Annotated in this window: 14 protein-coding genes; all 14 read right to left on the reverse strand. The window is 59.7% G+C overall.

Features of this window, described 5'->3' with window-relative positions:
- Positions 1 to 190, reverse strand: a 190-nt coding sequence (locus AA74_RS01000000122370; protein WP_032667633.1) for a hypothetical protein, incomplete at its 3' end; no start/stop codon positions are given.
- Positions 191 to 255: 65 nt separating this feature from the next.
- Entirely contained in the window at positions 256 to 666 is a 411-nt protein-coding gene (locus AA74_RS0119795) for a hypothetical protein (protein ID WP_223825724.1), read from the reverse strand.
- Between the two features lie 231 nt (positions 667 to 897).
- Positions 898 to 2,316 carry a serine/threonine-protein kinase gene (locus AA74_RS0119800; protein WP_025913114.1) on the reverse strand — a complete coding sequence of 473 codons (1,419 nt, stop codon included), beginning with the start codon at positions 2,314 to 2,316 and terminating at the stop codon, positions 898 to 900.
- 24 nt (positions 2,317 to 2,340) lie between these two features.
- Complete coding sequence (gene tssH, locus AA74_RS0119805) at positions 2,341 to 4,956, reverse strand: type VI secretion system ATPase TssH (protein ID WP_025913115.1); 2,616 nt, start codon at positions 4,954 to 4,956, stop codon at positions 2,341 to 2,343.
- Between the two features lie 38 nt (positions 4,957 to 4,994).
- Positions 4,995 to 6,038, reverse strand: a complete 1,044-nt coding sequence (gene tssG / locus AA74_RS0119810) for a type VI secretion system baseplate subunit TssG (RefSeq protein ID WP_025913116.1) — start codon at positions 6,036 to 6,038, stop codon at positions 4,995 to 4,997.
- Positions 6,035 to 7,906: a type VI secretion system baseplate subunit TssF gene (tssF, locus tag AA74_RS0119815; protein WP_023344384.1), complete on the reverse strand. Its 1,872-nt coding sequence runs from the start codon at positions 7,904 to 7,906 to the stop codon at positions 6,035 to 6,037. The genes tssG and tssF overlap by 4 nt, the downstream gene beginning before the upstream one ends.
- Before the next feature lie 2 nt (positions 7,907 to 7,908).
- Positions 7,909 to 8,472, reverse strand: coding sequence for a type VI secretion system baseplate subunit TssE (gene tssE, locus AA74_RS0119820; RefSeq protein ID WP_008502634.1), 564 nt, complete (start codon positions 8,470 to 8,472; stop codon positions 7,909 to 7,911).
- The gene (locus AA74_RS0119825; RefSeq protein WP_025913117.1) at positions 8,465 to 9,277 is read right to left on the reverse strand and encodes a type VI secretion system accessory protein TagJ; all 813 of its coding nucleotides are present in this window, start codon (positions 9,275 to 9,277) and stop codon (positions 8,465 to 8,467) included. Before AA74_RS0119825 ends, tssE begins: the two co-directional genes overlap by 8 nt.
- A gap of 9 nt (positions 9,278 to 9,286) precedes the next feature.
- Positions 9,287 to 10,285: a hypothetical protein gene (locus tag AA74_RS0119830; protein ID WP_025913118.1), complete on the reverse strand. Its 999-nt coding sequence runs from the start codon at positions 10,283 to 10,285 to the stop codon at positions 9,287 to 9,289.
- Positions 10,286 to 10,301: 16 nt separating this feature from the next.
- Positions 10,302 to 11,099 carry a PP2C family serine/threonine-protein phosphatase gene (locus AA74_RS0119835; RefSeq protein ID WP_008502637.1) on the reverse strand — a complete coding sequence of 266 codons (798 nt, stop codon included), beginning with the start codon at positions 11,097 to 11,099 and terminating at the stop codon, positions 10,302 to 10,304.
- The gene (tagH, locus tag AA74_RS0119840) at positions 11,096 to 12,856 is read right to left on the reverse strand and encodes a type VI secretion system-associated FHA domain protein TagH (RefSeq protein WP_025913119.1); all 1,761 of its coding nucleotides are present in this window, start codon (positions 12,854 to 12,856) and stop codon (positions 11,096 to 11,098) included. The genes AA74_RS0119835 and tagH overlap by 4 nt, the downstream gene beginning before the upstream one ends.
- 86 nt (positions 12,857 to 12,942) lie before the next feature.
- Positions 12,943 to 13,296, reverse strand: coding sequence for a T6SS amidase immunity protein Tai4 family protein (locus AA74_RS0119845; protein WP_025913120.1), 354 nt, complete (start codon positions 13,294 to 13,296; stop codon positions 12,943 to 12,945).
- Position 13,297: 1 nt separating this feature from the next.
- The gene (locus tag AA74_RS1000000123150; RefSeq protein WP_071580364.1) at positions 13,298 to 13,720 is read right to left on the reverse strand and encodes a putative T6SS immunity periplasmic lipoprotein; all 423 of its coding nucleotides are present in this window, start codon (positions 13,718 to 13,720) and stop codon (positions 13,298 to 13,300) included.
- 67 nt (positions 13,721 to 13,787) lie between these two features.
- Entirely contained in the window at positions 13,788 to 14,270 is a 483-nt protein-coding gene (locus tag AA74_RS0119850; protein ID WP_008502640.1) for a type VI secretion system tube protein Hcp, read from the reverse strand.
- Positions 14,271 to 14,286 lie beyond the last annotated feature (16 nt).

Genomic DNA, 14,286 nt, shown 5'->3' on the forward strand with positions numbered 1-14,286 from the left:
ACGTCAGCAGATTCTGCGTCGGGATGGTCACCGTGACCGGCTGGCCCAGCAGCTTACTGCGGTCAATGCGTGCGTCCGTGCCGAGCACGGTCAGCGTCAGCGCGAACGACTCGGACATCGCCTCTCGGCCCGTCAGTTTCCAGAACAGAAGCCCCTCCACCGGGAGCTGAACGGTAATTCGGTTGAGCATAATCTTTATTCCATCTAGCTTATGCGATGCAGATAAGAGGTTCTGCATCTGTGATAAAGCGTCATTCAAGAAAGGGGCTTTTCCCTCTTGATCATCCAAAAAACAAGAGAGTAGATTTTCAGTGACTCTGATGTGACAAATAAACCTACATTCAACCAGATGTTTGAAAAATCAAACATACTTACTAAAAGAGGGAACAATGAGACCGAACATCTGAATGAAATCAAGCGAAATAATTCCTGAGCGAGTGCAAGTTTAACCGCTCCGATCTTTCGCTTGAAGAATAAACAGGCCGAAGTACACAAAGAGAGTAATAAAAGTAAGTCAAGCACAAAAAAAAGCATGACCAAAATGCTGAAACCATCACCTGCATAATAATGCAACGAATCACTAAACGCTTTTGCGTCAGAAATGAATGGAATTCTGTGCTGGCGAACTGAATTCACGCAATAAAGCAATATTGCGAGAAGATCCATACTTCCCCAGAAATACCATAGATGGCTATTTAAATGAGCGAGCTTGTTTTGTGTACGCCCGTTATTGTTATTTAAAAAAATGGGGGAGCACATATTGGCTTCAACTCAACCCTCCGGGTTAGGAATAAATTCAAAACGCACAAACAGGAGAGACAATCTTCTCGTACTCCTTTGAATGAAGCCTAAGACTTCAAAGATCGTACACTTCCATAGTCTCCCCTGTTTATATTCCTACGGATTCACCAGCCAGGTGCCCGGCTTGGTAATATCCAGCGTCTGGCCACGCGTTCTTCCGTTGCCCTGCAGTTCAATCTTCGCCTCACCAGCCGGCAGCTTGAGCGATGCATAGCCGTTGGTTCCCGGGCGCAGCGCTTTTGGCTCGCCGTTCACTTTCAGCGTTTCGCCGTCGAGGATGCGGATATAGACCAACGCAACAGGACTCGCGGCAGGCGGTGGCGTCTGCTGTGCCGTCGCCGGTTCGCTCACCTTCACCGTTTCTGGCTTCACGTCTGGGGCGTTCGCGGCGGTTTCGGTTGGACGCGTCTCTGCCGGTGCCTGCGCAGCCTGCTCTGGCGCATCTTTGCCGCCGCTAAACAGCATCGCGCCAGCGACAACGCCGACCAGCACGCCTGCGGCAACCATGCCTGGGATCCTGTAGCGACGCCAGTCGAGCAGCGACGCCGGCTGTTCTTCCTCCACCGGTACCAGCATGGTGCCGGGCTTTTTCGCCGTCAGCACGTCGTTAATCCCGGCGACCGGCATCTCTATCAGCGCGGCGAACTCATCGATGGACTGTGGACGGTCCTCCATGTGCAGCGCCAGCGCGCGGTCAATGGCCTGCAGCAGCGGAATGGAATAGCCCTGCGGCATGATTTCCACCAGCGGTTTGCAGGTATCCTGAATCGAGCGCACCACGCTGACCGGGGGCGGAGAACCCACAATTAGGGTACGCAGCACGGCGCCGAGGGCGTAAATGTCCGTCCACGGGCCCTGCTCGCTTTCGTTGTCGTCGGTGTACTGCTCAATCGGCGCAAAGCCCGGGCGCAGCATGGTTTCCGTTTCGTCGGAAAGGTTACCGATGGTGCGGCGCGCGGAGCCGAAATCGAGCAGCACCGGCAGGCCGTTATCCTGGATCTGGATGTTATCCAGAGAGATGTCGCGGTGCAGGTAGCCTTCGTCGTGGATGGTCTTGATCGCACCGAACAGCATCGGCAGCGTGCGGCGGATCCAGGCTTCGTTGATCAGCTCCGGCTTTTCCTCGCGCAGGCGCGAAAGCGTGGTGCCGCTGTAAAACAGCGTCCCCATGTAGGCCGTGTCGTTTTGCACCCAGAAACGCAGGACGTGCAGCAGGTTCGGGTGGTTAAAGCGCGCCAGCAGACGGGCTTCCTGGATAAAGCTGTTCAGGCCCGCGGAGAACGCTTTGCCAAAGCGCTCGCTGCGCAGCACCAGGGTCATGTCGTCGCCGCGTACGGCGAGCGAGGAAGGCATAAATTCTTTGATAGCGATAGTGCGTTCGAGCTGGTGATCCCACGCGCGATAGACAATGCCAAAACCGCCGCCGCCGATCACCTCTTTGATTTCAAACTCGTTGAAGCGGTACCCGACCGGGAGCGCGTTTGGGACAGTCCGATTGTTATCATTATCCGTCATCTTTTACAGTTCTCTTGATGATTATTACGCGGCAAACTGACAGTGAAACTCGCCCTGCTCGCAGGTGACGTGCAGACGTCGGTACTGTTCGTCGCTGCGGCTGGCGGTAAGTAAGATCTGGCTCATCTGAGGCAGCAGGGTGTTGGTCAGAATAGCATCCACCATGCGGCCGCCGGACTCCACCTCGGTGCAGCGCTGAACAATCTGTTCCACCACGCTGTCGTCAAACTCAGAAATAATGCTGTGATTCTCCTCCAGACGACGCTGAATGCGCTTGAGCTGCAGGCGAACAATCTGCCCCAGCATCTCGTCGCTGAGCGGGTAGTAAGGCACCACCAGCAGGCGACCCAGCAGCGCCGGTGGGAACACCTCCAGCAGCGGCTGGCGCAGCGCGCCGCTTAAGGCCTCAGGCTCCGGCATGAGGTCCGGATCGGCGCACATGGCGCTAATCAGCTCGGTGCCGACGTTGGAGGTCAGAATAATAATGGTGTTGCGGAAATCAATGTGGCGCCCCTCGCCGTCTTCCATCCAGCCTTTGTCGAAGACCTGGAAGAAGATCTCGTGGACGTCCGGGTGCGCTTTCTCAATTTCGTCCAGCAGCACGACGCTGTATGGACGGCGGCGGACGGCCTCGGTTAATACCCCGCCTTCACCATACCCTACGTACCCCGGAGGCGCACCTTTTAAGGTGGAGACGGTGTGCGCTTCCTGGAACTCGCTCATGTTGATGGTGATGACGTTCTGCTCGCCGCCGTACAGAGATTCGGCGAGCGCCAGCGCGGTTTCGGTTTTACCGACGCCGGACGGACCGCACAGCATAAAGACGCCCACCGGCTTGTTCGGGTCGTCCAGCTTCGCCCGGGAGGTTTTCACGCGGCGGGCAATCAGGTCCAGACCGTGACGCTGGCCGATAACGCGCTGGTTCAGCGTGTCGGCAAGGTTGAGTACCGCGTCGATCTCGTTTTTCACCATCCGGCCCAGCGGGATCCCGGTCCAGTCAGAGACGACCGCGGCGACCACGTTTTCATCCACCGCGGCAAACAGCAGCGGCTCGTCTCCCTGTAAGGCGTTCAGCGCCTGCTGCTGCTCCGCCAGCTGGCCGCGCAGCTCGGCGGTATCTTCTTCGCCCGCCGCGAACAGCGCGGCGCGCAGGCGGATAATCTCCTGCACCAGGCTGCGCTCTTCTTCCCAGCGCCGGGCCAGGGCTTCGCGTTTTGTCTCATACGCGTCGCGTTCTGCGCGTAATGCCGTGACGCGCTCGGCGTCACCCGCCCCCACGCGCGCTTCGCGTTCTGCGATCTCAATTTCCACGTCAAGCGCAGCAAGGTGGCGCAGGCAGTCTTCCAGCTGCGCAGGCGGCGCGCTCTGGCTCACCGCGACGCGGGCGCAGGCGGTGTCGAGCAGCGCAACGGCTTTGTCCGGCAGCTGACGCGCCGGGATGTAGCGGTGGGACAGCTTCACCGCCGCGCTGACCGCTTCGTCGAGCAGCAACACCTGGTGGTGCGTCTCCAGCGGCGACACGGTGCTGCGCAGCATCAGAATGGCTTTCGCTTCGTCCGGCTCGTGAACCTGCACCGTCTGGAAACGACGGGTCAGCGCCGGGTCTTTCTCAATGTACTTTTTGTATTCTGCCCAGGTGGTGGCGCCGATGGTGCGCAGCTGGCCGCGCGCCAGGGCTGGCTTCAGCAGGTTCGCCGCATCGCCGGTCCCCTGCTGGCCGCCTGCGCCAATCAGGGTGTGGATCTCATCGATAAACAAAATGATCGGCGTGGGGCTGGACTGGACTTCGTTAATGAGCGCCTGCAGACGGGCTTCAAACTCGCCTTTCATGCCTGCACCGGCCTGCAGCATACCGATATCCAGCAGCCACAGCTGAATGTTCTGCAGCGGCTCCGGCACGTCGCCGTCGGCGATACGCAGCGCCAGCCCTTCCACCACCGCCGTTTTCCCGACTCCGGCTTCCCCGGTCAGCAGCGGGTTGTTCTGACGACGGCGCATCAGGATATCGACCATCTGGCGGATCTCCTCGTCGCGCCCGACGACCGGGTCAATCTTCCCTTCCCGGGCGCGGGCGGTCAGGTCCTGACCGTACTGGGCCAGCGTCCCCTGAGCAGCCGGTACTGCACCCGCCGGTGCGTCGACAGCGGCAGCGGCCTGCTGCGTCTCTTTGCTGTTGGCGCAGATGGTATCGAACTGCTCAATCAATACCTCGACGTTAAGGCGGGTGAACTGCGCCGAAATGCTTTTCAGCACGTTGGCCAGGTTCCAGGTTTTGAGTATGCCGATCAGCAAATGGCCGCCGCGAATGCGGCTGACGCCAAACTTCAGCGAGCCGAAGACCCAGGCGCGCTCCACGGCGCTGTCGATATGCTCGGAGAGATCGGAAACGGAACTCGCCCCGCGCGGAAGCACATCCAGCGCGGCAACGATATCGCGCGTCAGCTGCTGCTCGTCGAGGGCAAAGTGGCGGATGACCTGCTGCAGATCGCCATCCTGCTGCTGCATCAGCTGATGCAGCCAGTGCACCAGCTCAACATAGGGGTTGCCGCGCAGCTTGCAGAACGCAGTGGCGCTTTCCAGAGAGGTAAATAACAGCGTATCCAGTTTGCCGAAAAGCACGGCACGGCTAATTTCTGACATGTTAGTTTCCATTAACAATGATTCGGTATACGGAAGGATTACCGCTCTGCGCGATACACCAGATCGCCGCGCGGGACAGGCTGCGGCTGAAGGCCCAGCCAGGTGTTATAGCCTAATCGCCCATTGCTGCCGAGCGTGGCGCCCTGCACCGCGTCTGCGCGCAGGATCACCCGCGTTTCCCATTCAAACTCCACGCCGGCGTACTGACGCACCCAGTCGCGCAGCTCGGTGACCCACGCTTCACCCGGCAGAAAGCGGTTGTACTCCTCCGCGCTCAGCGGGCCAATCTCGATGCGAAACTTATGCTGCACGTCGCGGACGGCGACGCCGAGAAAGGCGGATTCACCCATGCGCGGCATGCGGCGTCCTGCTCCCAGCTGCGCTTGCTCGCGCGTGGAGAGCGGCATCCACTGCGGCACGTTGCTGACCAGTTTGACCGGCGCCTTAAAATAGCTGCGCAGGATCTTCTCCAGCCCCTCCGGATCCCGCCCATGACGGGTCAGGTGCCCGGCGTGGGTAAAGCGCGCGTGCGCGCTCAGGCTGCCGTTGTCCATCTGACCCGGCTGGCCCATCCCAATCAGCGACGCCAGATAGCCCTCAAAGCGCTTGTTATCGGCGCGGTCCAGCGAGACGGTGGGCTGCGCATCCGCCCAGGCGCGGTAAAACAGCAGCGCCAGACGATGGTGGAACAGATCGGCAAACGCGCTCAGGCTGGTGTCCTGATGATGATAAATACGCTCGCGGGCGTACTCGGTCATGTGGACAGGCAGCGGGCCGTTCGGGCCAAACAGGCCGAAGCTGAGGATAGACACCTCATGCAGCCCGCTCTCTTCCCGCTGACGCACCCTGGCCAGCGTCGACGGAGCAAAACTCATCGACGGCTGCTGGCCGATGCGCAGCGGTTCAAATTTTGGCAGCGGCGCGCGGCCCAGCGGGTAGCGCTCGCCGCCCTGGGCATCAATGCGCCTTAACAACTGAAACAGATCGTAGCGCCAGGGCGTCTCGCGGACGCCGTGCCAGAACGCGTCCGGCAGCTTCGTCAGGCGATGCACGCGCAGCGGTGCAGTGGCGGCGTCACTCATATCAGCGCCCTTTTACCCATGCGCGGCGCCCAGTAGCCAATCTCGCCGCGCTGCTGACTCTTCAGGGTGAACTCGGTAAAGCTGTTGATGGAGACCAGGCGGGCAAAGAGGCGCTCCATCACGCTGCCAAAGAGCCACGGACTGGCCCCCGAAAAGGCTCGCTCATCCACCGTCAGGGTAATGCCGATCCCGCGGGCGAACACCACCGGGCCGGGTTCAGGCACGCGGCGGTGAACCGGCTCCAGCACGCAGTGGCGAACGCCCTCCACCTGACGCGCCACAGGCGTTTCGGCCAGGTTGGCGTACAGTCCTAACAGCTGACGCAGCGCGGCCGCCCCCTCCTCATTGTCACTGTCCATCAGGCTGAGGTAGTTCATCTGCAGCTGGCTGATAAGCCGCCAGGTGCTGAACCCTTCTGCCAGCGCCGGACGCGGCGGCGTCGGCCCTTTACGCAGGGTGAGGGATTTCACCGGCATGGAGTCAGCCATAATGAACTCCCCGAGCTCCTGCTGCAGCATCAGCGGCAGGTCACGGCTGGTGCAGAGCACCTCCGCAGAGATATAGCGCAGATTTTCCTGCCACGGCGCGTGCTGTTCATCCACCAGCGAGACGAAGACCTCCGAGCCGATATAGCCGGTACGGGTGCCGTAGCGCAGCGCGTGCTCGGACAGCACGCGCTGCTCGCGTCGCAGGGAAAAATAGGCCCCGTAGTTGCCCGCATCGCCGCTCCAGGTGCTCCAGAACGGACGAAACGTCTGGTCATCACGCTGGCCGTCCGCGCTGCCATAGATTTTTTTTACCGCGTAGATTTCATAATCCAGCGGACGGATGTTATCGACCACCAGATGGTATTCATGCTGACCGTCATTTAGCTTCTGCCGCGCCGCAACTTTCGGGAAAAGGTTGATGACCGGGGTGCAGTGCAGCGCCAGATGGCTGGCATCGACCACGCGCTCCAGCTGTTCATCCGACTTATCCAGCAGGATGAAGATGTCGAAGGCTTTTTCTTCTTCACAGCGCTGGATCAGCGTGCTCAGGCCGCTGAGGCTAATGAAGCGGAAACGGGCCGGAAACGCGAAATACTCCTGCAGCAGGCGATAGCCGTCAAAGTTGCGCAGATCGTCCGGCAGCAGCGCCTGGTCAGGCTCAAATCCCTCCTGGCGCAGCGCGTCCGTCGCCAGCAGCTGTCGCTGCGGCTGCGGGCTGACCGTCTGACAGACGATCCCGGCGTGGTGCTCCATCACCAGCTCCAGCAGCTTCAGCGCCTCGATATCCGGACCGGCGAGGAAAAACTCAAGACGGTCGAAATCCAGGTGCCCGAGATGTTGCGGGCCGTCGCAGGCGATGCGGATCCGCAGGGCGCTGCCGATCCCCCGCTGGCTCAGACCCAGCTGTGCGAGCGGCAAATCGGCAGGGACTCCGCCCAGCTCAACCTTGTCGATTTTCAGCGGCAGCAGGTTGACCTCGTGCGCCGTGGTATAGCTGCAGGTCACGCCGGTTTTTTTCAGCGCCAGGCTGTCCATCATGGTACCGCGCGGCACGATGAAGCCCTTGCTCAGGTCGCCCCGGCTGCTGTCGGGCAGAATCTCCGCAATCGCCATCGACGGCGTGGGCGCAAGATAGTTCGGCGCAATCATCTCCAGCAGACGCTGGGAGAAGCGCGGAAACTCCGCGTCCATTTTCATCTGCACGCGGGAGGTCAGGAAGGCGAACCCTTCCATCAGACGTTCGGTATACGGGTCCGCCACGTCGATGCCGCGCATGCCCAGCCGTCCGGCGACTTTCGGGTAGCGTTCGGCAAACTCGGCCCCCATTTCGCGCAGGTAGGCCAGCTCACGGTTGTAGTATTCGAGCAGTTTACTTTCCATGATTACCCCGCATCTTTCAGTTCAAAATGGCCGTTTTCCAGATCGACATCGGTGCGAAACAGAAACTCCAGCGGGTACGGCACGCACCATAAACGCCCTTTGATCTCGATGGAGAGCACGTTGTGCAGATCCAGCGAGGAGGTATCCGACACGCAGCGGACCTGCAGCCCCTGCGGCAAAATGCGTGGTTCAAAATTGATGATGGCCTCGGTGAGCTTGCGCTGAATGTCGTGCCATTCGATGTCCGACATTCTTTTCCCGGCCAGGGGCGCGACGCCGAAGTTAACCACCGAGCGGCTCACGTGCGGTAGCGCGCTTAAATCGCCGGAGGCATCGTGGTTGATGGTATTAAACAGCCACTGCAAATCGCGCAGCACATTGCGGCGCAGGGCGGCGTGGGTGATCAGATTGCTGTTGGCCGACTCACGCTTTTTTTCCGGGTCGTTATCAGTGAGGCGATCGAGCAGCGAGGGCTGCATTTTGTCGCGCGCCCCCACCTTCTCCTGCCTGCTGCGGGCTTGCCAGCCGCTGCGCAGCAGATCGCCTTCGCCAGCGGGATTACTCATCGGCTCCATCCGTCGCAAACGTCACGAGGCTTAACGACAGCAGCGGGCTTTCGCTTTGCTCGCTCAGCCAGGCCTTCTGGCCCTGGCCTTCATACAGCGTGCCGTCAGTATCGAGCGGGTGCCAGTCGGTGGTGCGCCCCAGTTTAACCGCGTCAGAGGCATCGGCCGCAAACGGGTAACGCGCCGGGATCTGGCACACCTGCTCCGTCCCGTCCGTCAGGCGCACCAGCGCGTGACGCCAGACCAGGTCGGTCACGCTGGCAGGCGCCTGGAAACGGATCTCCGCGATAGCGTTAAACGGCAGCCAGAAATAGCGCCCGTTGACGATGGTTTCGCACACCGGGCCGAGACGGGCATCGCCGTCCATCAGCCAGTCAAAGACCTGCGTCTCCTCGTTTTCGAGGGTAATCTGGCCGGGGGTGGCCTGCGCCTGCTCAAGGGCTTCCAGACGCAGCGCCTGCGCGCGCTCGCCCTCCTCGCTCAGCGCCGCCGCAAGGGTGGTTAGCCACGGCCACTGGGTTTCAGGCATCGCCGGACGCGCCTGTCCCGCCATCACCTGCGCGCGCTGCAGCTCGCCCTGAATGGACTGCTCCAGCAGCGTGACGGTGGGTTTCGCCTGCGGCTTCAGCGCCAGCCAGCTTTTCAGCTGGGTCAGGGCACGCGTCCAGTTGCCGCTAAGGGTTAAGAACTGCACGAACGCGGCGCGGAGGTCGGCATCCGCCGGACGAGCTTTGATTTCTGCTTCCAGACGCGCGAGCGCGTCGTTGAGCGACTCACCCGCCAGGTGTTGATAGAGCGTATTCATCGCCATTCCTTAATTTGCCGCGCGCCATGCGCCAACGGCCGGATCGCGCAGCTGAGGACGCAGGGTGTCAATCAGCACGATATTCAGCGGGGTGCCGGGTGCCACCCAGGCGCTCCAGGTTTTTTTCACCGCGGCGATACGCGCCTGCAGCTTTGCATCGTCGCTGGCGGTTTCACGGGAGATCTCCACCGCGACGGTGCCGTTGCTCTTCCAGCTGTTCAGGGTGCTGTCGTAAGGCAGGATCATCCAGCTCTGGTCGCTGTTTGGGGTGCTGAATACCATGCGCTCTTTGTTGACGGAGGTGATCAGCGCGTTTTCCGGGTCGGCGCTCTGATTCAGCCCGGTGACCGGGAAGCCATGAATGTACGTTACCGCCATCTCTTTCTGCCCGCCGTTGCGGGACTGCGACACAACGGTGTGTCCGCTCAGCCAGCTGCCATTCCCGCAGCGGGTGGTGTCAGAATCCGAAATGAAGAGCGCCGGTGCAGAGGCGCCCCCTTCCCAGAAGGTGCGCAGGTGGCAGCCGTCCTGCAGGGTAAACTCCTGCCACGGCGTACGGTCGGCGGCAACGGTACGGGAAGCCACGTTCTGATCGGGCGGCAGTAACGCGCCGCTGGCTGGGGTGGCGGTGACGGTCGCAGCAGGCGCGGCCTGCTCCTGTTTCACCACCAGCGCCCAGTCCTGCGCTTTGCCTGCCGTGCCCTGCGCCAGCGTGGTACCCGCCGGATCGTTGAGCGTCCAGCTGAGTTTATTGACTTTACTGCACTGGTGTTCCAGCAGCGCGCCAAGACGCGGCACAAAGTTCTCCAACACGGAGACGTCTTTCTTGCCGTTCGCCACAATGCGCAGCGCCACCTCAGGCTTACACCAGCTCTGCGGCGTGTTGTCTTTGATGTTGTCGATCCAGATATCCAGCTTCTGCGCAGGAGACTGCACGATGCGGAAATTTTCAGCCTGCGCGGTAGAGGTCGCCGCCAGAAGTGCCAAACCCGATAGCCAAAGTTTCATATCGTTCCTTGTGTGTCTAATCAGTTCCGCAGGGAAGAAATTGTGCTGCGTCAGAGAGGGTGTGCAGCAAAGTGGTGTCCTGAGGGTTGCCCATCCATACCGCCAGGGCAGTATAGTTATCCTGGGCATTCCCCTCCTGCTCGCCATTCTTTTGAATGATTTGGTTCATTAAGGTCAGCCACTCCTGCGGCGTATTCACCATATGCAGCGACTGCTTCATTTGCTCTTCGCTGACGCCGTGCCAGAACCCGTCGGTGCAGAGTAAAAAGGCATCACCGTCTTCAACCTGCACCACGTCGCTGTAGCTCGCTTCCGGCCCGCCGTTTTCAATTCCCAGCGCCAGATAGAGCAAATTGCTGTTCAGGTTGTCGGTCTGGTGCCCGGCATCTTTCATCTGCTGCACCAGGCTGTGGTCGGTGGTCACATGCCACAGCCATCCCCGGCGGAACAGGTACAGGCGGCTGTCTCCGGCATGGGCCCAGTAGGCCAGCCCGTAATCACGGTCAATGAACAGGCTAACCAGCGTCGTGCCCATCCGGCGATAGTCCTGAACGGCCTGCTGTTCGCTGAGAATAGTGCGATTCGCCGTCTGCACGTAGTCGCGAATATGCTGCGCATTAAGATGTTTGTCGCCATCAAAGCGGGAGATAATGCTGTTGCGGGCCAGCGCGGCGGCCACTTCGCCGCCCGGCAGCCCCGCGATGCCGTCGCAGACGACAAAGCAGGCTGAACGTTCCCCAATGGTTTCTCCCGTCTGATCCTGGTTGCTGGCGCGCGTCCCCTGGCGGGAGAGAGAAGCCGTTGCGATATTCATTTGTCTTCCGATCCGCTCTGTGAGTCTTTGTACTGATTGACCTCCATGTCATACGCATGAAGGAAGGCCTCGCCGAACAGGGTGTGGAAGTCGTCCTCAATCTCGCCCGCCGTCTCGCCATAGCTGCGAACAAAGTAGTCCCACAGGGCGGCTTTGCGGCTGCCCGGCAGCGCCAGACGCGAGGTCATGCCGTTCTGCTTCGCCTGCTCTTCCAGCTGTTCCGGGTTAAAGGACTGCAGCATCGCGGCAATAATGGCGCGGATGCCGGAGATCATGCCCAGCTGGTGCGCCTGCAGGTCGATCAGCGCGTCGCGCACGGATTTGGTTGGCGGCATAAAGCCCGGCATCGGTGTGCCGAACATCTGGATTAACACGGTTTTGCCGGTCGGCAACAGCTTGAACGGGTTGTTGGCATCGTCCAGCACCATGGTCATGTCGGCTTTTACGCCGCGCTTGAGAATGGAGCGCGAGGAGAGCAGCGCCACGGTCCCCTGGGAGAACATGCCGAGGATCTGCCCCAGTTGACGCATATTTTCACGGTCAAACTGCGGAACGGGCTGCATTTCGCTGAGCCCCATCCCCTCCAGCAGCGCCTCCAGCAGCTCGCCCTGCAGCACTTCGCCCTTCTCACCGCTGTTTGCCGTGGCGGTTGGGGCGGCGGCGTTATTGACCGGATCGATGCGCAGGCGGCCCTTCGGTGCCTGAGCGCTGCTGCGCGCAACGGCCTGTGGCGTCGGCATGGTGAAGCCAGCGTAATCCGGTCGCGCGGGTTCCTCTTCAGCACGCGGTTCTTCCTGCGGCTCAGGGGCGAACAGCGGAGAATCGGCCAGCGCGTCCTCTTCCTGCTCAGGTTCCGGCACGGGGGCTGGCTTCTCGTTAATCACGTCATCCGGATGGGTTAACGGCGCGCCGCCCATCAGCCCGAGCGGGTCGTCATTACGCGCGGCTGGCGCGCTGGACTTACCGCCAAACAGGGCCAGCGGATCGAGCTCATCCGTCCCCTCTTCGTTCGGAGCTGGCTGGGTCTCAACCGGTGGCACCAGCGTGGAAGGCGTAACGTCGTCAAAAATGCTCTCTTTTTTAAACAGCGCTTCGTCGCTGAACAGCGAGTCCGGATCGACATGCTTACGTTCGAGCGTGGGATCGCTGTCGTTGAACATCGCCAGCGGATCTTCGGCGTTACGCTCCGGGGCTGCAGGCTGGGAGAACGGATCGTGCGATGCCGCAGGCTGCGGTTTTGTACGGTTGCTGGAGATGCTGTCGGAGATGGAAAACTCCTGCATCAGGCTATCCCAGATCTCCGTTGGCACGGCGGTCGGCTCGGCTTTTCCACGGGGTGCGGCACTCGCCGGTTTCGGCTGCTGCGCAGGCGCAGGAGCCACGGCCGGACGCGCCTGCTGGTGCAGGCTGGCCGCCATGCGGCTCACGGGCTGCGTATCGTGGATCAGCTCGGTCACTTCGATACGGTAGTCATCAATACCGAGAATGTCGCCATCCTGCAGCTCAACCTGACGTCCCCGCTCCAGCGGAATGTCATTTAAAACCACGCGGGTGACGCTGCCGCGGTTGGTGACGCGGCATTCGCCCTGAGCGTCAACGTGAACAATGGCCTGCAGACGAGAGATGGTGCGGTCATTGTCCGGCAATACCAGATTGTTATCCGTACCGCGCCCAATGGTGCCGCCCGGGGCGTAAAAATCACAGCTGCTTTGCGGCGGCTGATGACCGGGTTTCGTAGAAATAATCGTGAATCGCATGGCGTATTCCTGCTGGTATGATTAGCGCTCAAACGCTGCCGCTCTCGGGGCGAGAACGGCGGCGTTTGGGGGCGATTCCATTGGTTCTATTTTGCGGTTTTGAGCGGACGAATCGCGTCGCTGTTGGCGATTAAGCTGCACTTTAAAACCTGATATTGACCCGGTTCGGTACCACCTACTTTCTCTTTCAGTAAAGAAACAATCACCTTGTCAGCTTTTTCAAAATTCTCAGCAGGGAGATTGCTTGCTTCCAGCCATGCGGCCGCACTGGCCTCTGCATCATCTTTGAGACTTTTACTGTCCGCAATCTTACTGATGCATCGATTTTGCACCCAGTTTTCAAAGATTTGTTGCTGAGAAAAAGCACTCACATCAGGAAGTGTTTGGGAACAAGCAACGGAGGCATTTAAAACCAATACAAGCAGCAATAAACGTTTCATTTCAGGCTCCAGAAAGTTGCGTTGGTAGGAATAACTTAAACTGGCCTGAGGGACCTTCTTCTAAAATGAAACGAGCCGCATAACGAATAGAACCGTTTTTCCCTGACACTTTCAGAGCAATATCATATTCTCCCGCTTGCCACGTAATCCCCGTCCACTGATGACATTGTTGGGTCGTTAACGTCACCTCAGGGCTAAACGTTGACGGCGGCGATATCGCCTTCCATTCATTTCCCGCGCGTTTCATTATGGTGGGTGAATGACTGGTGACAGGCGCGTCTACCCCAGAGTTAGCAGGTATAGCAAAGCAGGGCTCGTTGTTCTTTAGCGTAACCGAAAGTGGCTGATATTGTGCAGGATGAGACACACAGGCGTTCGCCATTAACGTGACTGCAAACACACCGAATAACTTTTTTATAACCATGCCCGCCGATACCAAGGGTTCTTGACGCTGATAAAGACCGGGGAAAATTCCCCGGCCACATGCGCAATTACGCTTCTTTGTTCTCTTTGATGTTCCAGCCAGCGCTACTTTCAGCACCTTTACCACCAGAAGTGGTCTGCTCCCAGTACTGCTGTTTCACTTTCGCAGCCTGGAATGCGTAGGTCACACCCACGGTGTCGCCGTTGTCAGCACCGGTGTACTGAACAGAGGTCACCAGCACATCTTCCAGCGTAATGCGGGAATATTCCACCTGCTGGCCGCCCGCTTTACACACGGACAGCTCAACCTTAGTCAGGTGTTTACCGCTGGCGCAGTGTTTCAGGATTGCTGTAGTGGATTTGTCGATCAAGGCATTAACGTGCAGATCGTTAAAGTTAACTTTACCGGCACCGCCGCCACCGCCAACGCTCATATTACCAGGCTGGGAAGCGCCCCAGGAGAAGGAGGTAATATCAGTCCAGCCGGTGTGGTTAGAATCTTTAGATTCGCCCGTAACACCCTCGACCTTCAGAAACATATCAATAGCCATAATATCTACTCTTCGT

This window comes from Enterobacter sp. 5-4 (genome assembly GCF_000612205.1).
Lineage (GTDB): Bacteria > Pseudomonadota > Gammaproteobacteria > Enterobacterales > Enterobacteriaceae > Enterobacter > Enterobacter roggenkampii.

Excerpts from the sequence above, each read along its gene's own strand:
- tssH (WP_025913115.1), bottom strand. The coding sequence starts at position 4,956 with ATGTCAGAAATTAGCCGTGCCGTGCTTTTCGGCAAACTGGATACGCTG.
- AA74_RS1000000123150 (WP_071580364.1), bottom strand. The coding sequence starts at position 13,720 with ATGGTTATAAAAAAGTTATTCGGTGTGTTTGCAGTCACGTTAATGGCG.
- AA74_RS0119850 (WP_008502640.1), bottom strand. The coding sequence starts at position 14,270 with ATGGCTATTGATATGTTTCTGAAGGTCGAGGGTGTTACGGGCGAATCT.
- AA74_RS0119800 (WP_025913114.1), bottom strand. The coding sequence starts at position 2,316 with ATGACGGATAATGATAACAATCGGACTGTCCCAAACGCGCTCCCGGTC.
- AA74_RS0119845 (WP_025913120.1), bottom strand. The coding sequence starts at position 13,296 with ATGAAACGTTTATTGCTGCTTGTATTGGTTTTAAATGCCTCCGTTGCT.
- tssF (WP_023344384.1), bottom strand. The coding sequence starts at position 7,906 with ATGGAAAGTAAACTGCTCGAATACTACAACCGTGAGCTGGCCTACCTG.
- tssE (WP_008502634.1), bottom strand. The coding sequence starts at position 8,472 with ATGAGTAATCCCGCTGGCGAAGGCGATCTGCTGCGCAGCGGCTGGCAA.
- tagH (WP_025913119.1), bottom strand. The coding sequence starts at position 12,856 with ATGCGATTCACGATTATTTCTACGAAACCCGGTCATCAGCCGCCGCAA.
- tssG (WP_025913116.1), bottom strand. The coding sequence starts at position 6,038 with ATGAGTGACGCCGCCACTGCACCGCTGCGCGTGCATCGCCTGACGAAG.
- AA74_RS0119795 (WP_223825724.1), bottom strand. The coding sequence starts at position 666 with ATGGATCTTCTCGCAATATTGCTTTATTGCGTGAATTCAGTTCGCCAG.
- AA74_RS0119825 (WP_025913117.1), bottom strand. The coding sequence starts at position 9,277 with ATGAATACGCTCTATCAACACCTGGCGGGTGAGTCGCTCAACGACGCG.
- AA74_RS0119830 (WP_025913118.1), bottom strand. The coding sequence starts at position 10,285 with ATGAAACTTTGGCTATCGGGTTTGGCACTTCTGGCGGCGACCTCTACC.
- AA74_RS0119835 (WP_008502637.1), bottom strand. The coding sequence starts at position 11,099 with ATGAATATCGCAACGGCTTCTCTCTCCCGCCAGGGGACGCGCGCCAGC.